The following is a 25,372-nucleotide window of genomic DNA, read 5'->3' on the forward strand; positions in this document are numbered from 1 at the left end:
CGCCGCGGCTTCTCGGCTCAAGCACAACCGTCTCTGGAATACTGGATCGCCCGGTCGAGCCGGGCGATGACAGTTTTTGCGTGGACGTGGCGACGATGATGCGTCGGCTCAGTATCCCTTGCCGCTCGCCAGCTGATCGGTGTGGAAATTGCTGTCGCCGAACAGCTCCTGGCAGACGCGGGCGCGCTTCATGAAGAAGCCGATGTCGAACTGATCGGTCATGCCCATGCCGCCATGCATCTGCACGCCCTCCTGCACGGCGAGCGTGGCGGTGGTGCCGGCGCGCGCCTTTGCCACCGCGACTGCGGTGGCGGCCTTCTCGGCATCCGTATCGAGCGCCTGCAGCGCCTTCAGCACGGCGGCGCGGGTGATCTCGATATCGATGTAGAGCTGGGCGGCACGGTGCTGCAGCGCCTGGAATTCGCCGATCGCCTTGCCGAACTGCTTGCGCTCCTTGAGATACGTCACGGTGCGGCCGAACACCTCGTCGGAGAGTCCGACCATTTCGGATGCGACCGCGCCGCGGCCGATATTGAGCACGCCCTCGAGCAGCCCAAAGCCCTGATCGACCTCGCCGAGCACGCTGTCGGCATTGACCTCGACATTGTCGAACACGATGCGCGCCGCGTTGTGCGAATCGACCATCGCGGTGCGCTCGACCGCGAGGCCCTTCGCTTTGGGATCGACCAGGAACAGCGTCAGCCCGTTCTTGTCGCCGGCGCTGCCCGCGCTGCGCGCGGCGACGATCAGGAGATCGGCGGTGTGGCCGTCGACCACGAAGGCCTTGTCGCCGGACAGCTTGAAGCCGTTGCCGAAACGCGTCGCCTGCAGTTTGGTCTGCAGCGGGCGATGCTTGGCACCTTCATCGATCGCGAGCGCGGCCAGCAGCGAGCCGTCGGCGATCTTGGGCAGATGCTGCGCCTTCTGCGCTTCGCTCCCGCCGCGCGACAGCGCCGAGGCGGCGAGCACTGCGGTCGAAAGGAACGGCGACGGCATCAAGGTGCGGCCGATCTCCTCCATGACGATGCCGGCTTCGACGCAGCCGAGCCCGCTGCCGCCGAACTGGTCCGGTACCAACAGGCCGGAGAAGCCCATCTCGGCAAAAGTCTTCCAGAGCTCGCGCGAGAAGCCGGTGGTGTCCTTGGCATCGCGCAGGCCGCGCAGATGCGCCACCGGCGCCTTGTCGCTAATAAGACCGCGCGCACTGTCGCGCAGCATGGATTGTTCTTCGGTGAGGACGAGGGCCATTCGGGAATCCGATCTAACGTTCTAAGCAACTGTCTGTAGGTTGGTCATTCCGGGGCGATGCGCAGCATCGAACCCGGAATCTCGAGGTTCCGGGTTCGTCGCTTCGCGCCGCCCCGGAACGACGGGGAGCTACGCGCCCGGCAGATCGAGGATGCGCTTGGCGACGATGCCGAGCATCACCTCCGAGGTGCCGCCTTCGATCGAGTTGGCCTTGGTGCGCAGCCAGGCGCGCGGGCGGGCGCCGCCGCGGGAGCGGTCGCTCTCCCATTCCAGCGCATCGATGCCGCCGGCCGACATCAGGATCTCGTAGCGCCGCTTGTTGAGCTCGGTGCCGTAATACTTCATCGCCGAGGAGAACGCCGGATGCGATTGCCCGGCCTTGGCGAGGTCGACCGCGCGCTCCGCGGCCGCGGCGAGCGCGGCCTCGTCGACCTCGAAGTTCGCGATCTGGCTGCGGAGCTGCGCGTCGTCGAGCTTGCCTTGCGCATCCGCACCGACCGAGTCCGCCGCGATCTGGCCGAGCGGTCGGCCGACGCCGCGCTCGCCCATGCCCGAGATCATCGCACGCTCATGCTGCAAGAGATACTTCGCGACATCCCAACCGCGATTGACGGTGCCGACAACATGCGACTTCGGCACGCGGACATTGTCGAAGAAGGTTTCGCAGAACGGCGAATAGCCGGAGATCAAGAGGATCGGTTTTGTGGACACACCCTTCGACGCCATGTCGAACAGGATGAAGCTGATGCCGTCGTGCTTCTTGGCCGCAGGGTCAGTACGCACCAGGCAGAATATCCAGTCGGCGTAGTTGGCGTAAGAGGTCCAGATTTTCTGGCCGTTGATGATGTAGTCGTCGCCGTCACCGACCGCGCGGGTCTGTAGCGAGGCGAGATCGGAGCCGGCGTTCGGCTCGGAATAGCCCTGGCACCAGCGGATCAGGCCCGCGGTGATCTTCGGCAGGTGCTCCTTCTTCTGCTCCTCGGTGCCGTATTTCAACAGCGCCGGCCCGAGCATCGAGATGCCGAACGAGGTCAGCGGCTGACGCGCGCCGATCGCCGCCATCTCCTGGCGGACGATCTTGGCTTCCTCGCCGTCGAGGCCGCCGCCGCCATATTCCCTGGGCCAATGCGGCACGGTCCAGCTCTTGTCGCGCATCCGCTCGAACCAGACCCGCTGCGCGTCCGACGAGAATTTCGCGTTGCGGCCACCCCAGAAGGTGTCGCCATCCGAGGTCATCGGTTTGCGCATCTCCGCCGGGCAATTCTGCTCCAGCCAGGCGCGGGTCTCTGCGCGGAATTTCTCGAGGTCAGCCATGGTGCGTTTCCAGTCAAAATCGACGAATTGGATTCGACCTTAGACCTACGCAGCCGCCGAATTCAATATGCCTCGCGGCTGCGCCATGCTCTGGCGTCGCTACTCAGCTTGCGGGATCGGGTGTATCGCCGAGATGGGGTAACGTTTGAAAAACAAGAGGAAACGGACATGCGGCTGAAGCTGCTTTCGCCTAGCGAAATGAACGCCGCCCAGAAAGAAACCTACGACGAGTCGATCGCCGGCAAGCGCGGCGCGCCACCGGCGCCGATGATGGCCTGGCTGAACAGCCCGGAGATGGCGCGGCACGCCACCCGGCTCGGCGAGGTGCTGCGCTTCGACACGATCTTCCCCCCAAAACTGTCGGAGATCGCGATCCTGGTCACAGCGCGGCACTGGACCGCGCATTACGAATGGTATGCCCACAAGCGCCTCGCGCTGAAGGGCGGCCTCGATCCGAAGATCATCGAGGACATTCGCGTGCGCCGGACGCCGACCTTCGACGATCCCAAGGCCAGGGTAATCTACGACGTCGCCAAAGCGCTGCACGAAGGTCACGGCCTGCCCAAGGGACTGTATGACGAGGCGGTCGAGGTGCTGAGCCAACGCGGCCTGGTCGAGGTGATCGGTCTCTGCGGCTACTACACCATGGTGTCGATGACGCTGAACACGTTCGAGTTCCAACTGCCCGGCGGCGAGCTGTCGGAGCTCTGCTAGACCCGGCCGGCCGTGGCGTCTTTCGGAAACGCTGCGTTTCCGGATGGATCGCTCCGGCCCCGGCAAATCCGGACTATATCAACGGCAGAAGCCTTGCCCGATGCAGGGCGCTGACCCGAACGGAGCCGGACTATGCCGCAAAATCCTCCCATCATCGCGGGCACGCGGATCGGGCATGTCCACCTCAAGGTCGCCGATCTCGAGCGCGCGCTCGGCTTCTATTGCGGCGTGCTCGGCTTCGAGCTGCAGCAGCGCCTGGGTGCGGATGCGGCCTTCATCTCCGCGGGCGGCTACCACCACCACATCGGCCTCAACACCTGGGAGAGCAAGGGCGGCCGTCCGCCGCCGCCCGGCACCACCGGCCTGTTCCACACCGCCATTCTCTATCCGAGCCGCCCGGCGCTCGCCGATGCGCTGCATCGGGTGCTGTCGGCCGGCATCCAGCTCGACGGCGCCAGCGACCACGGCGTCAGCCAGGCGCTTTACCTGCGCGATCCCGACGAGAACGGCGTCGAGCTCTATTGGGACCGGCCCGAAGCCGAATGGCCGCGCAGCGCCGACGGCAAGCTCGCGATGTTCACGCGGCGGTTGGATCTGGAGGATTTGCTGAAGCAGCGGGTGGCGTAATTCCGCAGCCCGATAATTGCAATTTCGTAGCCCGGATGCAGCGAAGCGAATCCGGGAAACCTGCGTGCGCGGAGACGGTCCCCGGATTGCGCTGCGCTTCATCCGGGCTACGGGTGCAGCAATAGGCGCATCACCCAGCCGGCCGCATAGAGCCCAACCCCGAACACCGCATGCGTGACCAGGCTCTGCAGTCGCGCGGCCCATGGCTGGGGCATACGGCTCGCGGCGAAGCCGGCGCCCATCGCGGGCTGCATCACCAGGAACGGCGCGGCCACGCTGCCGATCCCGACCAGCAATGCCGGACCGATGGCCGGCTGTCGCGCCCAATCGAGGCCGAAGATCGCGAGCAGCACGCCGGCAAAGCCGATCCCGATCAGATAGTGCGCGGCCCATCCGATCACCCGTTCGCCCGCAACCGGCGGCGAGGCGGCGATGCGGTCGTGACGCACCCTCCCGGATGCGAGATGGCCGAGCCAGCGGCCGACCAACGCGTAGTCCAGCGACGGCATGCCGAGCAGATGCGTGCGGACCATTCCCCAGATGTCCATCACGATGGTCGCGCCGGCGCCGATCCGCACCGCACTCACCAGATAGTCCACGGCGTCAGCCATTGGCAGCCTCCACTGGCGCTCGCGCCGCGACCATCCAGCAGGCCGCGGTGAAGCGAATCTCGCCGGCATCGAGATAGCGGTCGAAGGCACCGCGCACGGTGTCGATCACCTCTGCGCGAAGCGGCTCTTCCATCCCCTGCAGCATGGTGCCGACCGGGCCGAGCCAGCTGACGTAACGGGTCAGCTCTGTTGCCGGAAAGCTCAAGCCGACATCGACAGGTTCGACCGCGATCGCATCCCAGCCGCTGTGCTTCAGGATGCTCTCGATCCGCTTGCGGTCCGCGAGGCCGAACTGCCCCGGCGCGTCGGGCCGCCGCGGCGGAAGCTGCGGCAGCAGCGGTTTCGCCGCCCGTTCCGCCGTCGTCATGAACGGGTTCTCGGCGGCGCCACGCCATGCGACGAAGCGGAGCGCAGCCCCGGGCCGGGCCGCGCGGCGCAGATTGGCGAAGGCCTGCACCGGATCGGCAAAGAACATCACGCCGAGCCGTGAGATGACCATGTCGAAACTCGCGGGGGCGAACGGATAGGTCTGCGCGTCGGCGCAGATGAAGTCGGCCGGCCGCCCTTCCCCCTCCGCGCGGGCGCGTGCTGCCGCGATCATCGGCTGGGAGATATCGACGCCGGTGCAATGCCCATCCAGGCCGAGCGCCCGAGCCGCGGCGAAGGTCGTGGCGCCGGTGCCGCAGCCGATATCGAGCACATAGCTCGCCGCGGCATCGGATACTGCCTGGACCAGCAGATCCTCAAGCGGCTTGAACATGCCTTCGAGCACGTCGCGTGTCTCGACCCAGGCGCGTCCGGCGGTGCCGTTCCAGAGTTTGCACTGCTCGTCGTCGGCCTGCGATGCGACGTCCATGATTTTCGTCCTTCTTGATGCCTGCCTTACCCAAGCGGTAGGCTGCACACTGCCAGTTCAAGTGAACTTGAGGTCAAGGGCCATGCGGGACATCGATATCGCGGAGGTGGCGGGACTGTCGGGCGTTCGTGCGTCGACCTTGCGCTTCTATGAAGAAAAGGGACTGATCGCCTCGCATGGCAGGCGCGGGCTGCGCCGCCTGTTCGATCCGGCCGTGCTCGACCGGCTGGCGCTGATCGCGCTCGGGCGCGCCGCCGGTTTCACCCTCGACGAGATCGGAAGGATGTTCGCGCCCGACGGCAGGCCGCGCATCGACCGGAAGATGCTGGCGACGAAGGCCGACGAACTCGACCGCACCATCCGCCGGCTCAACGCGATGCGCGACGGCCTGCGCCACGCCGCCGTGTGCCCCGCGCCGAGCCACATGGAATGTCCGACCTTCCGCCGCCTGCTGCGCGTCGCCGCGGCCGGGAAGATGGAGACACCGAAGAAGGAGCCGGCAAAGTCGCGCCGCAAATCATAACCGTAGCCCGGATGCAGCGCAGCGAAATCCGGGGTTCGTTCCCAGCGGCAATACCGTCCCCGGATTGCGCTTCGCTCCATCCGGGCTACTTGCTTCCCTTCGTCATGATCGTCACCGCGGCGATCAGTTCGAGGCCGATGCAGCCGTAGAACGGCAGCGTGTAGCTGCCGGAGAGATCGTGCAGCAGCCCGATCACGCCGGGGCCGAACGCGTAGGTGATCTGGTTGATCGCGGTGATCAGGCTGACCAGCACGCCGAACGCGCGCGGGTCGAACTCGCGCTGCACGATCAGCGCCGGCAGCGTGATCAGATTGCCGACCGAGAAGCCGAACAGCGCGCAGGCGGCGATCTGCGCGATATCGTTGTGCACGTTGATGATGATGACGAGCGCGATCGCCTGGCTGACAAAGGACAGCGCCGACGCCAGCCGCTGGTTGAGCTGGTCGATCACAAAGGAGAAGGAGACGCGGCCGACCACGGCCATCGCGGTCAACAGCGCCATCGCCACCGTCGCACGCTCGCGGCCGATCACCTGGTCGAGATAGGCGATCAAATGGACGATGAAGCCGACCTGGGCGAACAGCACCAGCGCGAAGGCGATCGAGACCGAGAGGAAGCGGATGTCGCGCAGCGCATTGGCGCGCACCTGGGTCGCCGACGGCGCATCGGCCGCGGCAGAAGTCACTGCATGCAGATGCACCGGCGGCCGCCCGACGAAGATCAGGATCACAGGCACCATCACCACGATCAGCAACCCAGCTGCCGCGATCATCGCGCCGGAGAAGCCGAACGTGCCGATGCCCGCCACCAGCAGCGGCACGCCGACGATGCCGCCGAAGCTGGCGCCGTTCAGCGCCAGGCTGATCGCCATGCCGCGCTTCTTGTCGAACCACAGGCCGAGCGTGTTGGTGATGATGCCGAGGCTGGTGCCGGCCCAGCCGAACGCCAGCAGCGCATCGGCGAGATAGAGCTGCCACGGCGCGCGCACCTCGCCGATCGCAACCGCCGCGATCGCCATCGCGAAGGTGCCCGCGATCAGGCAACTGCGCGCCCCGAACGCCTTGATCGCCTCGCTGACGAAGGCGACCAGCGCGGCGCCGAACAAATAGAAGAAGGTAGTGCCCGACGAGATCAGCGACGCCGGCCAGCCGTGCAGCCGCTGCAACTCGGCGACATAGACACTCTGGCCGTAGAAGCCCAATCCCCAGCCGAAGGTCGCAAGCAGGAAGCAAACGACGACGATGCGCCAGCCTTCGTAACCAAGCGAGGATTCGTCAGGCAGCGTGGGTGAGGATGCGTCCATTTCTTGCTCTTGCTTCTGACATCGTCATGACCGGGTTCATCCGTTCTCACGATGTAAGGAGCCGTGCAAGCCGATCATTTCGAAGCCGATCGAAGTGTCAGCAATTGGCAGCAGGACTCTTTTGGGCATGTTCTTGCGGAAAACCGCGACACACTTTTCCGGAACATGCCTAGATGCTTGGGTCCGGGATTTCATCCACCGCGCGCAATTTCGCACGCCGTTTGGCGAACGAGGCCAGCGACAGCACGACGAGCCCGAGCAGAACAGGCGGAAACACCACCATGTTGACGGCGTTCCAGCCGTAATGCGCGAGCAGCTGGCCTGACGAGAACGAGCCGATGGCCATCATGCCGAACACGAGGAAATCGTTGAACGCCTGCACCTTGTTGCGCTCCTGCGGCCGGTGGGTTTCCAGCACCAGCGCGGAGGCGCCGACGAACGCAAAATTCCAGCCGACGCCGAGCACGAACAGCGTGGCCCAGAAGTGTGGTGCGGTGATGCCCGACAGCCCGATCATGGCGGCCACCGCCTCCAGCGCAAGGCCGAGCGCGACGATGCGAGGTGCGCCGAACCGCGCGATCAACGAGCCGGTGAAGAAGCTCGGGCCATACATCGCCACGATATGCCACTGGATGCCGAAATTGGAATCGCTGACCGTGAGCCCGCACATCTTCATGGCGAGCGGCGCCGAGGTCATGACCAGGTTCATCATCGGATAGGCGATCACGCCGCATAGCGCCGCGGCGATGAAGCGCGGCTGCTTTGCGATCTCGAGCAAGGGACGGCCGCCATGCAGGTCCGCCGCCGCGGGCTTCGGCGCGTCGACGCCGGACAGCACCGCCATCGCCACCAGCGCGACCAGCGCCTGCATCACGAAGGAGAACGCGAACAGATAGGGCGGCCAGATGTCCATGGTCCATTGCACGAGCTGCGGCCCGAGCACGCCGGCGAACACGCCGCCGGCCATCACCCACGACACCGCCTTGGGCCGGAACGCGACACTCGCGCCATCGGCCGCGGCAAAGCGATAGGACTGCGCGACGGCGCCGTAGAGCCCGCCGAGGAAGGTCGCGCCGCAGAACAGCCAGAACGATGAGTGCAGGATCGCGAAGGCGCCGAGCGCGCCGGTGAGCGTGCCGCAGAAGGTGCCGACGATGAAGGCGACGCGCCGTCCATAGGCGCGCGAGATCGCCCCGGTCGGCAGCGTGCCCGCCGCGAGGCCGAGCACATACATCGAGAGCGGCACCGTCGCGAGCGAGATATCGGGCGCCAGCGACGCGCCGACGATCGAGCCGGTGGCGAAGATCACGGCCGAATTGGCCCCGGTCAGCGCCTGCGCCGCCGCAAGCCGCCACACATTGCCGCGCGCCCGCGCGTCATCGCTCGCCTCATCCGCAGCTGTCACGTCGATCATCGGCATTCCCGCGCTGAAGCCCCGGCGGGAGCCCCCAAATCGCGCGCACTATGGAGAGCGGGTAGCAGCCGATCAACCGGCGCAAACGGACGTAGGCCATGCGGGAGGCGCACGAGGGATCGCTTTGCACGCGACGGAGGTCTGGCGCACTTGCCAGCCCCGTCATCCTGAGGTGCGAGCGTAGCGCGTCTCGAAGGATGCACGGCCACCAGCCGGGCCGTCGACCCTTCGAGACGGCCGCTATGCGGCCTCCTCAGGGTGACGGTGATAGAACAAGAGCAGGGCTAGCGACACACGTCACTTACCGCGCCGGCTTCCTGCCCGGCCGCTTCTCGGCGCGCAGCGCGCCGGTCTTGTGCACCTTCGAGCGCGGCGCGATCGGGGCGCCGCGCGGATAGCCGCCCGGCCATTCGAGCGCGAGCGAGCTCGCAAAGCCGAAGAAGCTCGAACGGCTCATGCCGAGCTCGGCGGCGCGCTTGTCGATCCGCGTGATCAGGCTTTTCGGCAGGTAGACATTGACGCGTTCGGATGGATCGGGCGGATCGACGCCGACCATGAAGAAGGCGGCGACGTCTGAGCCCTTGGGCGGCACGATCCGCTCGATCGGCGTTGGCTCCGGCAGCGCGTGGCCCTGCTCGACCCAGCCGTCCACCGCCTGCGCCAGCGCTTGCTCGGCGCGCTCGATCGCCTCTTCCTGCGACTTGCCGCCGGCGACGCAGCCGGGGAAATCCGGAAACCACGCCCCGAACGCGCCGCGCGGACCGCGCTCCAGCACAGCCGGATAAAGCCGTCTCTTCATTCTGGCCTCCGTCGTTCAGGTATGCTATTTCACACACCTAGGTGTGTCAAATAGCACAACAAGCAGGAGAGCGCACCGCGATGGACCCGGTGCCGCCAAGTTTCAGCCCGATGCCCTCCGCCAGCATCCCGAGCCGTGATGCAAGGCGTGGCGCTCCCAAGTTAGCTCGCTGTCAAAAGCCATTCCCTGGCAACCTTAGTCACTAGGCCGCCTTCCAAACGACTGGCACGATAAGCTTCAACGAGTCCCTCTTCCGTGCCCAGTCGCTTTACATCCGTTGCAATTTCACTGCTGAGCAGCCCTGTGAGTCTTTCGTATGCCTCTGGTGGACCTGCGTCGCCTAACTCACCCGCGGCACGAATGATCTCCGCATACTGAGGAAAGAGCCTTTCCAGCCTAAAATACAGATGCGCCTGCTCAACGCGATTGAGCTCCGCAAATCCCACCCAAGTGAACCAAAAACCGACATTGATGAACCACTGACGGCCAAAGCCTTTCTCGACTCCCACGAGCGTGACCCTTCGGTCATTCGAAATGCGCATCACGTCTCGACGCCGCTCGAAGCTCTGCTGCAGCAGTGCTTCGAATAGATACTTCTTGAAGGCGGCTCGATTCATTGATTTCCTGCCCGATAGATACCAATGACCGAGGTCTCGGTCTCGTCGCTCATCGACTCGCGCTTCAGGTAAAGGTTCGCAGTGACGGCCCTTCCCGCAGGTAGGAAAGCGAGCGCAATTTCATCGCGGCTACTTCCGCACGAACATCAGGATCATGTTGTTGGCGGGCATCTCGAAACTACCGGCAAGCTTCAGCCCGACGCTCTCGGCAAGCGCCTCGACATCGGCGATGTCGCGCACGCCCCACTCGGCATCGCGCTCGCGCAATGACGTATCGAACACGGCATTGCTGAGCGCGGTGTGCTTGCCGCCGCGCTTGAACGGGCCGTACAGGAACAGCCGGCCATCGGCGCGCAAATGCCGCGCGGCGCCGGCGAACAGGCCCTCGGCGACGTGCCACGGCGCGATGTGAATCACATTGGCGCAGAAGATCGCCAGCAGCTCGTCCGGACCTTTGCCGTCCGACGGCGCCGGCGACCAGGCCGGATCGGACAGATCAATCGGCTGCGGCGGCCGGATGTTGGCAAGGGCGGCATGCGCGCGCCAGGCCTCGATGCTGCGCAGATGCGCGGCATGGAGGTCGCTCGGCCACCAAATGATGTCGGGCGTCTGGCGAGCGAAATAGACCACATGCTGGCCGGTGCCGCTGCCGGCTTCCAGCACATCGCCGGACTGGCCTGAGAGGTAATTCTTCAGGACCGCCCAGATCGGCTGGTGATTGCGGTGGAATGCCGCCGCATCGAGCCGCCCGTCGGCCTCGACGGGGCTGCCGTCCTTGCCGAACTCCGCCACAAACTCCGCCACCGTGCTTCTCCTTGTAACCGCCTCTAGATCGCTCCTATCGGCAAAGCCGGAACCGGCTCGCCGACATTGCCTGATCCGTCACCCCCGCGCAAAGGCTTCGCCTTTGTCGCTGGAGGTGCGAGCGTTTGCGAGCCTCGAAGGATGCACGTCCACCAGCCGGGCCGTCCATCCTTCGAGACGCGCTACGCGCTCCTCAGGATGACGGATCTGATCATGCCCCCGCGGACCACCACGCTTCCACTAACCCCGTCGCAACGCGCCTATTCTCCGTGTTGCCAGCCGATGGCCTTTGTGCTTTCCACTCTTTATATTGCGATGGGATCATCGAGATTGAAGCCCGGGAAACGTCCTTGATCGCCACTTTCTTAAAGCCAGCCCTTGTCTTGGCGCTGCTGGCGGGCACCGCCGTGGCTGCGCCCGCGCAGGCTCAATCCGCCGTCGAGGGCCAGAAGCTCGCCTTCGACCGCGGCAAGGGCAATTGCCTGACCTGCCATGTCATCAAGGGCGGCGAGCTGCCCGGCACCATCGGCCCCGAATTGACCGGTCTGAAGGCGAAATACAGCCGCGACGAACTGATCGCGATCGTGACCGACGAGACCAAGCGCAACCCGCAGACCGTGATGCCGCCGTTCGGCCGAAACCGGATCTTGAGCGAGAAGGAAATCAACGCGGTGGTGGACTTCCTGCAAACGCTGTGACGCGGCGACATCTGCTTGAGGAGATTTTTTCGATGAGCATCACGACCAGCGAACTTCTTGCGAACCGCCGCCTGGTGCTGAAGGGCGCGGGTGTCGCCGCGCTGATCGGCCTTGGCGTCATTCCGTTCGACCTGCCGCAGGCGCTCGCCGCCGCCAACGACAAATATCCGGAAGAGGCGTTCAAGCAGAAGAACGAGGCCGACGCGATCAAGGCGCTCTATGGCAAGACCGCCGAGCCGTCGGACAAGGTCAAGATGGACGCGCCCGAGATCGCCGAGAACGGCGCCGTGGTGCCGATCTCAGCCACCACGACGCTGGCCGACGTCACCTCGATCTCGTTCCTGGTCAGCGAGAACCCGATCTCGCTGATCGCATCCTACAAGATTCCGGCCGGCACGCTGCCGAGCGTCGCCAACCGCATCAAGATGGCCAAGACCAGCAACGTCACCGTGATCGTCGAGGCCGGCGGCAAGCTCTACAGCGCAAGCAAGGAAATCAAGGTCACCGTCGGCGGCTGCGGCGGCTAGTGCATATGATGAGCGTCGATCGAACCCGCGAACTCGCTGGGCCCCCTCTCCCGCTTGCGGGGGAGGGTTGGGGTGGGGGTATCGCCACGCTGGACACTCTTCGTTTGGAGAGAACCCCCACCCGGATCGCATCTAACGATGCGATCCGACCTCCCCCGCAAGCGGGAGAGGTGAAGCGAGCCCGCCGATGGGCCGTTGCGACAACAGAGGACTAAACCGATGGCATCGAGCATTCGCGTGCGCGCCACCTCAAACGGCGACACCACCGAGGTGCAGGCGCTGATCCAGCACCCGATGGATTCCGGCTTCGTCAAGGACGCCAAGGGCGAGATCATCCCGCCGCATTTCATCCAGGTGCTGACCTTCGAATATGACGGCAAGCCGGTGTTCGTCGCCGACTGGGGCGGCGGCGTCTCCAAGGACCCCTACGTCAAGTTCGCCTTCAAAGGCGGCAAGAAAGGCGACGATTTGAAGGTCAGCTGGGTCGACAACAAGGGCGCGACCGACACCACCACGGCGAAGATTCAATGACGGCGCGCTTCGCAATCCGCGCAGCAATCGCCACGCTCACGCTGGGCGTGCTGGCGTGCACACCGGCGCGCGCGGCCGACAGCATCGATCCCGCCGCCGACAAGGCCGCGTTCCAGAAGTTCTTCACGAACAAATTCCCCAAGCTGAAGCTCGAGGATTTCGTCAACGGTCCGTATTCGATGAATGAGGACCTGCACAAGCAGTGGGAAGAGAAGGAACAGTTTCCGCCCTACGAGTTCTCGCTCGAAGCCGGCAAGGAGATGTTCTCGACGCCGTTCAAGAACGGCAAGACCTATGCCGACTGTTTCCCGAACAAGGGCATCGGCATCCGCCAGAACTATCCCTATTTCGACGAGAAGGAAGGCAAGGTCGTCACGCTCGAGCTCGCGCTCAACCGCTGCCGCGAGGCCAATGGCGAGGCACCGTTCTCCTATGTGAAGGACGACATGGCGGCGCTGACCGCCTATATGGCCTTCACCTCGCGAGGCAAGCCGATGGACATCAAGATCCCGAACGATCCGCGCGCGCTTCAGGCCTATCAGAAGGGCAAGGAGTATTTCTACACTCGCCGCGGTCAGCTCAATTTCTCCTGCGCCACCTGCCACATCCAGAGCCCGGGCGAGCGGATCCGCGCCGAGGTGCTGGCGCCGGCGCTCGGCATCCTGAACGCGATGCCGATCTACCGCTCGGAATGGTCAGGCATGGGCACGACCAGCCGCCGCTTCACCACCTGCAACAGCCAGATCCGCGGCGTGCCGCTCAATCCGCAGGACGACGAGTACCGCGACCTCGAATATTATTTGTCCTATGTCAGCAATGGCCTGCCGATTTCGGGGCCGGGAGCACGGCCATGAGGGCTGCCGTCAGAGCGATCTTCGCAGCGTCGGCCCTGCTGCTCGCAACTGCAACCGGTGCCCTCGCCGCCTCCGAGGCCGACTACAAGGCAGCCTATGCCGCGGCTGAAGCCGCCGACAAGGAAGCCGGCTCCCTGCGCAACCAGTGGACCACCACGGCTTCGACGCTCGCCGCCGCAAAAAAGGCCGGTGAGGCTGGTGATTTCGACACCGCAGTCGCCCAGGCCAAGGAGGCCGAGGCGCTGGCAAAGGCATCGATCTTCCAGGCGACCAGCGAAAAGGAACGCTGGAAGGACATGGAAGTTCGTTAAAGGCGCGCTGGCCAGGGGCCGCGCGGAGAGAATGATGATCATCCGCCGCCGGGATTTCCTGATAGCTTCGGCCGCCGCGACGCTTGTGGGCGGGCTGCCCCGCCTTGCGCGCAGCGCCGATACCGCCAGCGTCTACGACCTCGAGCGCTTCGGTAACGCCCGTATCCTGCATTTGACCGACACCCATGCGCAGCTGAAGCCGGTGTTCTTCCGCGAGCCCGGCGTCAATATCGGCGTCGGCGCGATGGCCGGCCAGCCGCCGCATCTGGTCGGCAAGGCGTTCCTCGACCGCTTCGGCATCCGGCCCGACAGCGCCGATGCCTATGCCTTTACCTGTGTCGAGTTCGAGAAGGCCGCCATCCGCTTCGGCAAGCTCGGCGGCTTTGCCCATCTGAAGACGCTGGTCGACAAGCTGCGCGCCGATGTCGGCGAGAAGCGCGCGATCCTGCTCGACGGCGGCGATCTCTGGCAGGGCACCGGCCTTGCCAATGCGATGAACGGCGCCGACATGGTGGAGGCCGCCAACCTGCTCGGCATCGAGGCGATGACCGGGCACTGGGAATTCACCTATGGCGAGCAGGTGCTGCGCGACAATCTCTCGCGCTTCAAGGGCGAGTTCCTGGCGCAGAACGTATTCCTGACCGAGGAAGCCGCGTTCAACGACGCCAAGGCGTTCGATCCGGCCTCGGGGCGGGTGTTCAAGCCGTCGATCATCAAGGAGATCGGCGGCCATCGCGTCGCGATCATCGGCCAGGCCTTCCCCTATGTGCCGATCGCGCATCCCAAGCGTTTCACCCCGGACTGGAAGTTCGGCATCCGCGACGACGAGCTGCAAAAGCTCGTCGACGGCCACCGCAACAACGACAAGGTCGAGGCGGTGATCCTGCTGTCGCATAACGGCATGGACGTCGACCTCAAGCTCGCCGGCCGTGTCACCGGCATCGACGTCATCCTCGGCGGCCACACCCATGACGCGATCCCGATCCCGATCACGGTGACCAATGCCGGCGGCGTCACGCTGGTCACCAATGCCGGCTCCAACGGCAAGTTCATCGGCGTGCTCGATCTCGATCTTGCCAAGGGCAAGGTCGCCAATATCCGCTACCGCCTGCTGCCTGTGTTCGCCGAGCTGTTGAAGCCCGATCCGGCGATGCAGGCGCTGATCGACAAGATGCGCGATCCGCATATCGACGAATGGAGCGACAAGCTCGGCACGGCCAACCGGCTGCTTTACCGCCGCGGTAATTTCTCCGGCACCGTCGACCAGCTGATCTGCGATGCGCTGCTGAACGAGCTCAACGCCGAGATCGCGCTGTCGCCCGGCTTCCGCTGGGGCCTCACCACGCTGGCCGGTCAGCCGCTGACCATGGAAGACGTGCTGTCGGAAACCGCGATCACCTATCCCGAGACCTACGTCGCGACGATGACCGGCAGCCAGATCAAGGACGTGCTGGAAGACGTCTGCGACAATCTGTTCAACGCCGATCCCTATTATCAGCAGGGCGGCGACATGGTCCGCGTCGGCGGCCTCGCCTACACCTGCACGCCCGGCGAGAGCGTCGGCAAGCGCATCTCCGAGCTGAAGCTCGGCAACGGCAAGCATCTCGAGGCCGGCAAGCACTACAAAGTCGCAGGCTGGGCCTCGGTCAACCAGCAGAACGGCGCGCCGATCTGGGATGTCGTCGCCAGGCACCTGCGCGCCGGCCGGCCGCCGAACCTCAACGAGCCCGGCGTGACGCTGAAAGGCGTCGACGACAATTTGGGCATTGCGAGGCACGGATGATGCGACGCGCGCTCATCGCGGCACTCGGCCTTGCGGCGATCGCGCTGGCGACGCCGTTCGCCCGCGCCCAACTGGCGCCGCTGCAGGACAAGCCGTTCGCCGAGCATAAGGTCGTGCTGCAGCTGTCCGACAACGATCCGAAGAAGCAGGGCCTCGTCCTCAGCGTCGCCAGCAATCTGATGAAGCACTACGACCCGGACAAGGTCGCGGTCGAGATCGTCGCCTTCGGCCCCGGCATCGAGCTGCTCAAGCCGGACAACGCCAACCGCAAGCTGGTCGAGAGCCTGGTCGCGCAGGGCGCGCGGGTCGACATCTGCCTCAACACCGTCGACACCATCGAGCGCGACACCGGCAAGCGGCCGGACTACATCGCCGCCGCCACCCCGGTGCAGGTCGGCGTCGCGCAGATCTTGCTGCTCACCGAGAACGGCTACACGCTGGTGCGGCCGTAACGCCCCCACCGTCATTGCGAGCCAACGGGTCGCGCGAACGCGCGCCCGATGATAAACTCCGCGAAGCAATCCAGCTTTGTCGCGAGAAAGAAAGGTGGATTGCTTCGTCGCTTCGCTCCTCGCAATGACGGGGTGACAGCAAAGCCCTCCGAGAGCCCCTCCATGCTTCGCCGTCTCGTCTCTGCCGCGCTGCTTTCGCTTGCCTTCACTGCGAGCGCACTCGCCGGTGACAAGCCGCACCGAATTGCGATCCAGGTCGACCAGAACGATCCGCAGGTCATGAATCTCGCGCTCAACAACGCGACCAACGTGATCGAATACTACCGTGCGAAGAACGAGGACGTGGAGATCGACATCGTCACCTACGGTCCCGGCCTGCACATGCTGCGCAGCGACACCTCACCGGTGCAGGACCGCATCAGGCGGCTCAAGGATTTCGTCTTCCCGGGCAAGATCCAGTTCTCCGCCTGCAACAACACCAGGCAGGGCATGAAGAAGGCCGAGGGCCACGCGATCTCCGTCGTGCCCGACGCCACCATCGTACCGTCGGGCGTGGTGCATCTGATGGAGCTGCAGGAGCAGGGCTGGAGTTACGTGAGGCCGTAGGCGGCATCTCTTATTGGTTTGCCGCGTTAGCCCCGCGCCCGAAATGCGATCCGTCACCCTGAGGAGCGCGCAGCGCGTCTCGAAGGGTGCACGGCCCCACTGCCTCCACACGCCGATAGCTTCGCGGAAACAGCCGGGCCGTCCACCCTTCGAGACGGCCGCTACGCAGCCTCCTCAGGGTGACGGGGGTAGATTCAGGGTGACGGGGGTAGATTGGAAGGCGACGGATACGGAATCGCGCGGGGATGGATTTGCTTTGAATCGCCCATATTTATGGAATAATATCCTCCATGTAACTCGACCCGGAGAACAGGTAAGCCGTCATGATCTTTCGCCAGCTCTTCGACAGCGTGTCCGGCACCTACAGCTATCTGCTCGCGAGCCGCGCCGGTGGCGAGGCGCTGATCCTCGATCCCGTGCTGGAAAAGGCCGACCGCTACTGCAAGCTGCTGCAGGAGCTCGACCTCCGGCTGGTCAAGGCCGTCGATACCCACCTGCATGCCGACCACGTCACCGGCCTCGGCGAGCTGCGCGACCGCACCCAGTGCATCACCATCATGGGCGAGCAGAGCAAGGCCGACGTGGTGTCGATGCGCGTCTCCGACGGCGACAGGGTAACGATCGAGGGGCTTTGCCTGGAGGCGATGTACACGCCCGGCCATACCGACGATTCATATAGCTACCTGATGGGCGACCGCGTCTTCACCGGCGATACGCTGTTGATCCGCGGCACCGGCCGCACCGATTTCCAGAACGGCAGCGCGCGGGCGCAATACGATTCGATCTTCAACCGCCTGCTCAAGCTGCCCGAGGAAACCATGGTGTTCCCCGCGCATGACTACAAGGGCGACACCGTCTCCACGATCGGCGAGGAGAAGCGCTACAATCCGCGGCTGCAGGTGAAATCGATCGACGACTATGTCGAGCTGATGAACAACCTCAATTTGCCGAACCCGAAGCTGATGGACGTCGTGGTGCCCGCTAACATGCATGTCGGCCTGCACCAGGACGAGCTCGCCAAGGAAGGCCTTGCGCTCAATGCGCGCGATGCCATCGCAAGCCTCGGCCGGCCCGATATCCTCCTGGTCGATCTGCGCGAGAGCGCTGAACGCGCCAAGCACGGCACGCTCGCCGGCGCCATGCACGCGCCCTATCCCCAGATTTGCGCCACCTTGCAGCCCGGCGGCATGCTGCGCGAAGTCGCCGCCGCGACCGGCCGCCGCGTCGTGTTCTTCTGCGCCTTCGGCGAGCGCTCCGCGATGGCGGTGGCCGCCGCGAAGAAGGCGGGGCTGGCCAACACCGCCCATATCGAAGGCGGCATCGACGCCTGGAAGAAGGCCGGCGGGCCGGTGGTGATGGGATAGGCGTCCAGCCGTTGGCGGGCGCGCATTATTTCTCACCGTCACCCTGAGGAGCGCGCAGCGCGTCTCGAAGGGCGACGGCCCAACTCCTTCCGCGAGCGCTTGGAAATATCCGGGCCGTGCATCCTTCGAGGCTCGCAAGGGCTCGCACCTCAGGATGACGGATTACGAGGAGTCATCGGGTCATCCGCTGCAGCTCCGCCGTCAACCGATCCAGCGCATCCGCCAGCATCACGCCGCCGCACACCGTGAGCCGCTCCGGCAGCACGATGCGCTTGTTCTCCGGATAGAACCGCTCCAGCGCCGGATGCAGCAGGAAGGCGCGGCCTTCATCCTCGGCGCGATCGCCGGCCTCCGACACCAGAATGAAATCCGGCCGCAGCTTCACGATCGCCTCCAGCGACGCAAACCCGCCCGCGCCGAGGCCGAGCTCGCCGGCCGCATTGGAGAGGCCGGTTGCAGCCATTAGCGAGCTGATGAGGCTGCTGTCACCGGAGACAAAGCCACGCCGCTCCAGCGGCAGCACGCGATAGTGATGCGCGCTCGCTATCGCCCGCGCTCGCGCGATGGCCGCGTCGAGTCGCGCGATCTCGGCTTCTGCGCGGTCCGGATGCTGCACCACATCGCCCATCGCGCGGATCTGGTCCCTCACCTCGTCCAGCGTGCGCGGCACGGCGAACTCGACCAGATGCAGCCCGTGGGCCTTGAGCAAGTCGCGGGTCGCGCGCTTGTCGAACAGGCTGACCACGACCAGATCGGGCTTGAGCAGCAGCACATCCTCGGCCCCGCCGGACAGAAGCGGAAAGTTTCGCGCCTTTTCGGCGGCCCAGGATTGCCAGGCATCGCGCGCGAAGCGGCTGAGCCCGAGAATCTGGTCCGGATCGGTGAGCGACAGCACGAGCTGGTCGCTGCAGACATTCATCGAGACGATGCGCGGCCCGGCTGCGGAGGCGATGCTGGCAGACATCGCCCAAGTCAGAAACGAGAAGATCAGAGCGCAGCGAAACGAAGCTCGATGCCCGTGGCGCCGGAACTGCGCCCCCTCTCCCGCTTGCGGGGGAGGGCTGGGGTGGGGGCTCTCTCCGCGAATCGCATTGTGGAGAGAGCCCCCACCCGCATCGCATCTTTGATGCGATGCGACCTCCCCCGCAAGCGGGAGAGGTGCAGCGAGTTCGTGGCAACGCCACATCATCACACGTCTGCCCATGGCACGATGACCGCCTCGCGCTGAAATTCGGCGCGATAGGCGCTGACTCGAAACACGCTCGCGAGCACGCTCTCCGATAACGCTTCATCAGGCGCGCCCTGCGCCGCCAGCCGTCCCTCCGACAGCACCAGCACATGATCGGCAAACCGCGCGGCAAGCCCGAGATCGTGGGTCACCACGATGACGAGCACGCCGGTGTCGGCGACGTTGCGCAGCTTCTGCATCACATCGATCTGATGGCGCGGGTCGAGCGAGGCGGTCGGCTCGTCGGCGAGGATCACCGGCGCTTCCACCGCGAGCACGCGGGCCAGTGCAACGCGGCTGCGTTCGCCGCCGGATAGCTCGGTGACACGGCGGTCGCTGAACGCCTCGACATCGACCGCCTGCATCGCCCGCAGCACCGCCTCGACATCCCTCGATGACAGCCGCGCCGGATCGGTCGCGCCATGCGGATAGCGGCCGAGCGCCACGATATCGCGCGCCGGCAGCGGCCAATGCACCATGTGCCCCTGCGGCAGATAGGCGAAACGTTTCGCTCGCTCGCGCAGCGAAAGCGACGCCAGCGCGTCGCCGCCGATCCGAATCTCGCCGTCGGACGGGATCAGCCCCGCCAGCGCACGCAGCAGCGTGGTCTTGCCGGCGCCGTTCGGCCCGACCAGCGCCACCAGATGGCCCGCAGCAAGCGACAGCGAGACCTCGTGCAGCACCTTGCGGCTGCCGAGCGACGTGCTGAGGCCGGTGGCAGAGAGCAGCGTCATGCCACGCCTCCGCCGAGCGCGCGGCGTTCGCGCATGATGAGGTAAAGGAAGAACGGCACGCCGATGATCGAGGTCAGCACGCCGACCTTGATGTCCGAGGTCGACGGGATGATGCGCACCGCAATATCGGCCGCGAGCAGCAGCGCCGAGCCGGTGAGCGCGCTCGGCACCAGGAGCCGCGCCGGATCGTGGCCGATCACCGGCCGCATCAGATGCGGCGCGACGAGGCCGATGAAGCCGATCGTGCCGGTGACGGCGACCGCGCCGCCGACGCCGAGCGCAACGCCGGTGATGACGAAGAGCCGCAGCCGCCCGACATCGACGCCAAGGCTTTGCGCGGCCTCCTCACCGAGTGTCAGCGCGCGGAACGCGCTGGCCTGGCTCAGCAGGATGGCTCCGCCCGCGATGATGAAAGGCAGCGCCAGCGCGACGTGTTGGAAGCTGCGATCCTCCAGCGAGCCGAGCAGCCAGAACGCGATCTCCAGCACCACGAACGGATTACTCGAGAGGTTCATCACCAGCGCCGTGGCAGCGCCGGCAAAGCTCGAGATCGCGAGCCCGGCGAGGATCAGGATCAACAGCCCGGCATTGCGGCCGGCAATCGCGAGCAGCGCGAACACCGAGCCGAATGCGGCGATGATCGCCGTCACCGGCAGCGCGTAGGAGCGTACATCGGCGAGGCCCAGCGCGATCACCAGCACCGCGCCGAATGCCGCCGATTGCGGCGCGCCGAACAGCGACGGCGAAGCCAGCGGATTGCGCAGCAGGCCCTGCAGCGCCGCACCCGACAATCCGAGAATACCGCCGATCGCGAACGCCAGGATGGTGCGCGGCAGGCGGATCTCGCGCACGATCACCTGCGCGACGTCACTGCCTCCGCCGAACAGCGCCTCGATCACCGCAAGCGGCGACAGCCGCACCGGCCCGATGCCAAGCGAGAGCACGCACAGCAGCACCACGAGCACGAGCAGCGCTGCGGTAGCGCTCCACCGGCGCCGCGCGGCGACCTCGGCCGCCAAGGCAAAATCCTGCACGCTCATTGGATCCATGCTCTTACAGCGATCGCCGTGGCAGACAAGCGACACTCGACAAAAAGCGTGGCCGCCTCGCCCCCGCCCGACATCCGCCGGATTGACTTTGCTGCCCGGCCGAACCCTAGATGACCATGACGGTTCTTTGATGAGATGAAAAGGGAATGCGGTGCGGGGAAACCTCCCCAATGCCGCGGCTGCCCCCGCAACTGTATGCGGTGAATCCTTCGTCAGATGCCACTGGGAATCTCGGTCCTGGGAAGGCGACGAAGGGTAACGACCCGCGAGCCAGGAGACCTGCCGTCAGCCGTGGTCACACGCGAGGATGCCGGTCGGGGAGTACAGGCATGAGCTTCACCTGATGCTGCAAGCACATGGTGAGACTGGTTCGCGGTGACGTGCCACTGACGTTACCGAGGTCTCGCCTATGTTCTCCTTCCCTGCCCGTCGGCGCCGCGCGCTTCTGCTCGCGTCGACGATGATCGTGCCGGCAATCATCATCTCAACCGCGCGGGCGCAGCAGGCGCCCGCTCCCGATCAGCTTCCCGCGATCGAAGTCACCAAGCCGGGTGACCAGAATTTCACGCGCGCCAAGCCGGCCACTGACGAAACGCCGGCGCCGCGCCGCCCTGCCCCGGGCACCACTCAGAGCAGCAACACGGGCAGCGGCAGCGGATCGGGCACGACGGGGACCGGCCTCGCCACCGGAACGGGCGGCGCTGGTGGCGGTCGCCAGTTCGCCGGCATCGTCGGCTCTTCCTCGACCGTGATCACCGCCGACGACATCGCGCATGCGCCGATGCAGTCGCTGCCCGAGATTCTCGCGCAGGTGCCGGGCGTGCAGTTGCAAACGCCCTATGGCGGACCGAACGGCGCCAAGACCGCGGTCGATCTGCGCGGCTTCGGCGCGTTCGCCTCCGACAACACCCTGTTCCTGCTCAACGGCCGCCGCCTCAACGACGTCGACAAGGCCGGCTTCGACCTCACCACGATTCCGCTCGATTCGATCGCGCGCATCGAGATCGTCAGAGGCAACAGCGGCGCGGTGCTCTACGGCGACAACGCCGTGGGCGGTGTGGTCAACATCATCACCAAGACCGGCGCCGGCGGCCCGCCGGCCACGATACGCGCCGAGGGTGGATTTGGCTCGTTCAACACGCGGATGGCCGCGGTCTCCGCGGCGCTCAATTCCGGACCCTGGTCCACATCGTTCTACGGCAATGGCATCAAGTCCGACGGCTACCGCGTCAACAATGCGCTCGACCAGCGCAATGCCGTCGGCAACGTCAACTACACGACATCCGATCTCACGGCCTTCCTCACCGTCACCGGCAGCGACCAGAAGCTTGGCCTGCCCGGCGGACGGCTGGTCGATCCGTTGATCGGCGTCAACGAGCTGCTCACCGATCGCCGCGGCGCGGCGACGCCCTTCGACTACGCCAACCAGCAGACTGCGAGCGTCACGGCCGGCTTCACCAAAACGCTGATCAACGGCGTCGACCTCATCGTCGATGGCGGCTGGCGGCAACGCGAGACGCAAAGCGGCTTCTTCGGCACGGTGCCGACCATCAGCTTCGCCTCGACCTACAATGACGCCGCGCTGCAGACCTGGTCGCTGACGCCGCGGCTCAGCGTCAAGAACGTCGTGCTGGGGATGCCGTCCACGATCCTGACCGGCATCGACTATTATGATTCGACGTTCCGCGAGGCCCGCGGCGCCTATCAGGGCGTCGATCCCTACCACATCTACAATATCGAGCAGCAGAGCGTCGCCGGGTACTGGCAGCACACGCTCGGCCTGCTGCCGACGACCGATTTCTCCTACGGCGCGCGCGTGCAAAACACCAATGTCTCGGCGCGCGACCGCTATGATCCGAACGCGCCGTTCGCCTTCGACACCCAGGCGGCGCCGCTCGACAGCAACGAGACGCAATACGCGGCCCATGTCGGCGTCGAACATCGCTTCACCGACACCTTCTCGGTGTTCGGCCGCGCCGCGCGCGCCTTCCGCACGCCCGATGTCGATGAGCGCGTCGCATCGGGTCCGTCATTCGATCCGCTGACCTTCGCCCCGATCCCGCAGACCTTCCAGCTCAAGACCCAGACCTCGCAGGACGTCGAAGGCGGCTTCCGGGTCAAGACCAATCTGTTTCAGGTGCAGACCAGCGTCTATCTGATGGATCTCGAGAACGAGATCCATTTCAACCCGGTGCTGTTCTACAATACCAACCTCGACCCGACCCGCCGCTATGGCTCCGAGACCAGCGCCTCGCTCAAGGTCAGCGACACCGTGACGTTGCGCGGCGGCATGGCGATCACCCGCGCCGTGTTCCGCGAAGGCATGTGGGCCGGCAACGACGTGCCGCTGGTGTCGCGCTATACCGGTAATGTCGGCGTGACCTGGAACATCTGGCAGAACTATCTGGTGTTCGACGCGACGGTGCGCGCCTGGAGCGCGCGCATCATGGACAACGACCAGGCCAACACCCAGAGCCGGATTCCCGGCAACGCCACCGCCGACATCAAGCTGAGCGGGCAAGTCGACCGCTTCTTCTGGTCGCTCAGCGTGAACAATTTGTTCAACGCGCTCTACTACGATTACGCGATCGCCAGCACGTTCACGGATGGCCGCTTCTCGGCCTATCCGCTGCCCGGCCGCACCTACATGGTCAAGGCCGGCGCGACGTTTTGAGGTATCCGGTGTGGCCGGGTATGACGCGGCCACACCGTCTCCTCACGTTACAAGCGCGCCGGAACTGGAGTAGAATTCCGGCATGTAATTTGACCCGCGCAGGGGAAACGCATGGCCAAGGCCGGAAAGCAGAGCAAGGGCGGAGCCAAGATCAACGACAAGACCGACGACAAGGCAAAAAAGCCTTCGCCGCCCGCAGCGTCGCAGGACGACGATTATTACGAGGATGGCGACATCGCCACGCCGAAGCTCGACCGCTACGGCAATGACGATGAGCCGTTGTAGGGGTTGCACGAGACCCATCCCCGTCGTCCCGGCGAAAGCCGGGACCCATAACCACAGGGTTGAATCGTTGAAGCGCGCTGTGGCCCCAGCGTTGCGCAAAATGAATGTCGGTGGTTATGGGTCCCGGGTCGCGCTTCGCTTGCCCGGGACGACGTGGGGATGGAGTTAGCCGAAATCCTCACTCTCAATCTTCCTGATACTCCCGCGATCGAGCAGATGCGCGCCGAAGCCGCCGCGGGCCAGCGATGCGGCGATCGGCGGTGAGGCGAGCAGCAGAGCGGCCGTCATCCCAAGCGGCACGGCGCTGAGCCAATCGAGCCGAACCGGCGTCAATTCCTCGGCGCTGCCCCGGTAGAGACCTTCGCCCGCGGCGATGCGGCCGCATTCCCTGATCAGGTCACGCCGCGTGCCGTCGCGCGATGCGCTGCCGAGCAGCGCCTGCATCGCAAGATGCGTCCGCACGCCGGCGCGGCTCTCGGCCAGCGGCGCCGGCGTCTCGCCGCGCGAGACGCGCAGCAGGAGATCGACCAGATCGGTGCCGGACTGGTACGCGTTCATCGGCTCGACCAGCCGCGGATTGCAATCGATCAACAGCGGCGTTGCGCTGTCGAGCGGCATGATGACGTCGACCGAGAGCGCGCCATGCCAGCGAAGATGCGCACCGATCCTCTCGAGCGCGGCGCGGATCGCCGGCCGGCTCACGCTCTCCTTGATCGCCTCGCCGCCGCCGACCCCGGCCGCGATCTGCCGGTAGGCGTGGAAGCCGATGAGCGTGCCGCGGCAGAACACCGACTGCGCCTTCTCGACCGTGCCGGTGATGAGATCCTGCACCAGCACCTCGCCGGCAAGATCGCCTGACGATTCGAGGTCGTAGAGCGCGCGGTTGAGATCGCCGGCATCGCGCACGAACCAGATGCCGCGGCTCGCGGTCCCGACCGAGGTCTTGACCGCCGATGGAAACCGCAGGCCGTCGCGCAAGTCGTCGGCCGAGCTCACGATCCGGGTTGGCGGCTGCGGCAGGCCGAGCTCATCGAGCAGCCGGCTGAAGCCGGCCTTGCTGTGCACTTTGCGATAGGAGGCGAAGTCCGGCAGCGCCAGGCCGGTGCGCGACGTCAGCCGCGCCGCGGCGCGGGCGAACAGGAAGCCCTGCTCATGGGTCGGCAGCAGCACATCGAAATGCCACGACGCCAGCAGCCGCTCGACGAAGCCGAGGTAGCCGGCCGGATCCGACCGCAGCGGCGGACAATGGTGGTATTTGCGGACGAAGCGGGAATAGCGCGCCAGGCACCAGCGCGAGGGATCGCAGACCTCGACGTGATGGCCGGCCAGTCCCAGGATCGTGATCGCCTCGCGGCCGGAGGTGCTGGAGCCCTCCGACACCAGCACGCGGAGCGGCTTTTTGGCGTCGATCATGGCCGATCATCACCGCACCGCCGCACTTTGTCG

Annotated in this window: 27 protein-coding genes and 1 riboswitch; of the genes, 14 read left to right on the forward strand and 13 right to left on the reverse strand. The window is 65.6% G+C overall.

Features of this window, described 5'->3' with window-relative positions:
- Positions 1–108: 108 nt before the first annotated feature.
- Together QDT69_RS34775 and QDT69_RS34780 are read right to left on the reverse strand one after the other, a co-directional pair.
- Positions 109–1,248, reverse strand: a complete 1,140-nt coding sequence (locus QDT69_RS34775) for an acyl-CoA dehydrogenase (RefSeq protein ID WP_279710983.1) — start codon at positions 1,246–1,248, stop codon at positions 109–111.
- A gap of 129 nt (positions 1,249–1,377) precedes the next feature.
- Positions 1,378–2,562 (reverse strand): acyl-CoA dehydrogenase family protein, encoded by a 1,185-nt coding sequence (locus QDT69_RS34780; RefSeq protein ID WP_279710984.1) that lies wholly within the window; start codon positions 2,560–2,562, stop codon positions 1,378–1,380.
- A gap of 168 nt (positions 2,563–2,730) precedes the next feature.
- On the opposite strand from QDT69_RS34780, the gene QDT69_RS34785 reads away from it, so the two are divergent.
- Together QDT69_RS34785 and QDT69_RS34790 are read left to right on the forward strand one after the other, a co-directional pair.
- Positions 2,731–3,276: a carboxymuconolactone decarboxylase family protein gene (locus tag QDT69_RS34785; protein WP_074130966.1), complete on the forward strand. Its 546-nt coding sequence runs from the start codon at positions 2,731–2,733 to the stop codon at positions 3,274–3,276.
- A gap of 132 nt (positions 3,277–3,408) precedes the next feature.
- On the forward strand, positions 3,409–3,903 hold the full coding sequence (locus QDT69_RS34790; protein WP_279710985.1) for a VOC family protein: 495 nt from the start codon (positions 3,409–3,411) through the stop codon (positions 3,901–3,903).
- A gap of 107 nt (positions 3,904–4,010) precedes the next feature.
- On the opposite strand, the gene QDT69_RS34795 is transcribed toward QDT69_RS34790, so the two are convergent.
- Complete coding sequence (locus tag QDT69_RS34795; RefSeq protein WP_279710986.1) at positions 4,011–4,514, reverse strand: DUF2938 domain-containing protein; 504 nt, start codon at positions 4,512–4,514, stop codon at positions 4,011–4,013.
- Entirely contained in the window at positions 4,507–5,370 is an 864-nt protein-coding gene (locus QDT69_RS34800; protein ID WP_279710987.1) for a class I SAM-dependent methyltransferase, read from the reverse strand. Before QDT69_RS34800 ends, QDT69_RS34795 begins: the two co-directional genes overlap by 8 nt.
- A gap of 82 nt (positions 5,371–5,452) precedes the next feature.
- On the opposite strand from QDT69_RS34800, the gene QDT69_RS34805 reads away from it, so the two are divergent.
- Positions 5,453–5,893, forward strand: coding sequence for a helix-turn-helix domain-containing protein (locus QDT69_RS34805; protein WP_279711030.1), 441 nt, complete (start codon positions 5,453–5,455; stop codon positions 5,891–5,893).
- A gap of 85 nt (positions 5,894–5,978) precedes the next feature.
- Here QDT69_RS34805 and QDT69_RS34810 read toward each other — a convergent pair whose 3' ends face one another.
- From QDT69_RS34810 to QDT69_RS34830, 5 genes are all read right to left on the reverse strand, one after another.
- Positions 5,979–7,196, reverse strand: coding sequence for an MFS transporter (locus QDT69_RS34810; RefSeq protein ID WP_279710988.1), 1,218 nt, complete (start codon positions 7,194–7,196; stop codon positions 5,979–5,981).
- Between the two features lie 169 nt (positions 7,197–7,365).
- A complete protein-coding gene (locus tag QDT69_RS34815; RefSeq protein ID WP_279710989.1) occupies positions 7,366–8,610 on the reverse strand; it encodes an MFS transporter in 1,245 nt (414 codons plus the stop codon).
- Positions 8,611–8,911: 301 nt separating this feature from the next.
- Entirely contained in the window at positions 8,912–9,409 is a 498-nt protein-coding gene (locus QDT69_RS34820; RefSeq protein WP_279710990.1) for a type II toxin-antitoxin system HicB family antitoxin, read from the reverse strand.
- Between the two features lie 161 nt (positions 9,410–9,570).
- The gene (locus QDT69_RS34825; RefSeq protein WP_279710991.1) at positions 9,571–10,026 is read right to left on the reverse strand and encodes a hypothetical protein; all 456 of its coding nucleotides are present in this window, start codon (positions 10,024–10,026) and stop codon (positions 9,571–9,573) included.
- A 129-nt stretch (positions 10,027–10,155) separates the two neighbouring features.
- Positions 10,156–10,830, reverse strand: coding sequence for a DUF938 domain-containing protein (locus QDT69_RS34830; protein ID WP_279710992.1), 675 nt, complete (start codon positions 10,828–10,830; stop codon positions 10,156–10,158).
- A 407-nt stretch (positions 10,831–11,237) separates the two neighbouring features.
- On the opposite strand from QDT69_RS34830, the gene soxX reads away from it, so the two are divergent.
- The 9 genes from soxX (at position 11,238) to QDT69_RS34875 (ending at position 17,956) form a co-directional block, all read left to right on the forward strand.
- Positions 11,238–11,528 carry a sulfur oxidation c-type cytochrome SoxX gene (soxX, locus tag QDT69_RS34835; RefSeq protein ID WP_279711031.1) on the forward strand — a complete coding sequence of 97 codons (291 nt, stop codon included), beginning with the start codon at positions 11,238–11,240 and terminating at the stop codon, positions 11,526–11,528.
- A gap of 32 nt (positions 11,529–11,560) precedes the next feature.
- The gene (soxY, locus tag QDT69_RS34840; RefSeq protein ID WP_279710993.1) at positions 11,561–12,055 is read left to right on the forward strand and encodes a thiosulfate oxidation carrier protein SoxY; all 495 of its coding nucleotides are present in this window, start codon (positions 11,561–11,563) and stop codon (positions 12,053–12,055) included.
- Between the two features lie 219 nt (positions 12,056–12,274).
- On the forward strand, positions 12,275–12,586 hold the full coding sequence (gene soxZ / locus QDT69_RS34845) for a thiosulfate oxidation carrier complex protein SoxZ (protein WP_050419904.1): 312 nt from the start codon (positions 12,275–12,277) through the stop codon (positions 12,584–12,586).
- Positions 12,583–13,440 carry a sulfur oxidation c-type cytochrome SoxA gene (soxA, locus tag QDT69_RS34850; RefSeq protein WP_279710994.1) on the forward strand — a complete coding sequence of 286 codons (858 nt, stop codon included), beginning with the start codon at positions 12,583–12,585 and terminating at the stop codon, positions 13,438–13,440. Before soxZ ends, soxA begins: the two co-directional genes overlap by 4 nt.
- A complete protein-coding gene (locus tag QDT69_RS34855) occupies positions 13,437–13,751 on the forward strand; it encodes a hypothetical protein (RefSeq protein WP_279710995.1) in 315 nt (104 codons plus the stop codon). The genes soxA and QDT69_RS34855 overlap by 4 nt, the downstream gene beginning before the upstream one ends.
- A 34-nt stretch (positions 13,752–13,785) precedes the next feature.
- A complete protein-coding gene (gene soxB / locus QDT69_RS34860; RefSeq protein ID WP_279710996.1) occupies positions 13,786–15,534 on the forward strand; it encodes a thiosulfohydrolase SoxB in 1,749 nt (582 codons plus the stop codon).
- Positions 15,531–15,986, forward strand: a complete 456-nt coding sequence (locus QDT69_RS34865; protein ID WP_279710997.1) for a hypothetical protein — start codon at positions 15,531–15,533, stop codon at positions 15,984–15,986. Before soxB ends, QDT69_RS34865 begins: the two co-directional genes overlap by 4 nt.
- 162 nt (positions 15,987–16,148) lie before the next feature.
- A complete protein-coding gene (locus QDT69_RS34870) occupies positions 16,149–16,592 on the forward strand; it encodes a DsrE family protein (protein ID WP_279710998.1) in 444 nt (147 codons plus the stop codon).
- Between the two features lie 323 nt (positions 16,593–16,915).
- Positions 16,916–17,956, forward strand: coding sequence for an MBL fold metallo-hydrolase (locus QDT69_RS34875; protein ID WP_279710999.1), 1,041 nt, complete (start codon positions 16,916–16,918; stop codon positions 17,954–17,956).
- 172 nt (positions 17,957–18,128) lie between these two features.
- Here QDT69_RS34875 and QDT69_RS34880 read toward each other — a convergent pair whose 3' ends face one another.
- The 3 genes from QDT69_RS34880 to QDT69_RS34890 form a co-directional block, all read right to left on the reverse strand.
- Positions 18,129–18,920, reverse strand: a complete 792-nt coding sequence (locus QDT69_RS34880) for an ABC transporter substrate-binding protein (protein ID WP_279711000.1) — start codon at positions 18,918–18,920, stop codon at positions 18,129–18,131.
- 224 nt (positions 18,921–19,144) lie between these two features.
- On the reverse strand, positions 19,145–19,918 hold the full coding sequence (locus QDT69_RS34885) for an ABC transporter ATP-binding protein (protein ID WP_279711001.1): 774 nt from the start codon (positions 19,916–19,918) through the stop codon (positions 19,145–19,147).
- Entirely contained in the window at positions 19,915–20,958 is a 1,044-nt protein-coding gene (locus tag QDT69_RS34890; RefSeq protein ID WP_279711002.1) for an iron ABC transporter permease, read from the reverse strand. Before QDT69_RS34890 ends, QDT69_RS34885 begins: the two co-directional genes overlap by 4 nt.
- A gap of 112 nt (positions 20,959–21,070) precedes the next feature.
- Positions 21,071–21,269, forward strand: a riboswitch (cobalamin riboswitch).
- Positions 21,270–21,427: 158 nt separating this feature from the next.
- On the opposite strand from QDT69_RS34890, the gene QDT69_RS34895 reads away from it, so the two are divergent.
- Together QDT69_RS34895 and QDT69_RS34900 are read left to right on the forward strand one after the other, a co-directional pair.
- Complete coding sequence (locus QDT69_RS34895; RefSeq protein WP_279711003.1) at positions 21,428–23,641, forward strand: TonB-dependent receptor; 2,214 nt, start codon at positions 21,428–21,430, stop codon at positions 23,639–23,641.
- Between the two features lie 111 nt (positions 23,642–23,752).
- Positions 23,753–23,926 (forward strand): hypothetical protein, encoded by a 174-nt coding sequence (locus tag QDT69_RS34900; protein ID WP_167351836.1) that lies wholly within the window; start codon positions 23,753–23,755, stop codon positions 23,924–23,926.
- Positions 23,927–24,091: 165 nt separating this feature from the next.
- Here QDT69_RS34900 and QDT69_RS34905 read toward each other — a convergent pair whose 3' ends face one another.
- Positions 24,092–25,339, reverse strand: a complete 1,248-nt coding sequence (locus QDT69_RS34905) for a hypothetical protein (RefSeq protein ID WP_279711004.1) — start codon at positions 25,337–25,339, stop codon at positions 24,092–24,094.
- Positions 25,340–25,372: the final 33 nt, after the last annotated feature.

Source organism: Bradyrhizobium sp. CER78, from assembly GCF_029846235.1.
Lineage (GTDB): Bacteria > Pseudomonadota > Alphaproteobacteria > Rhizobiales > Xanthobacteraceae > Bradyrhizobium.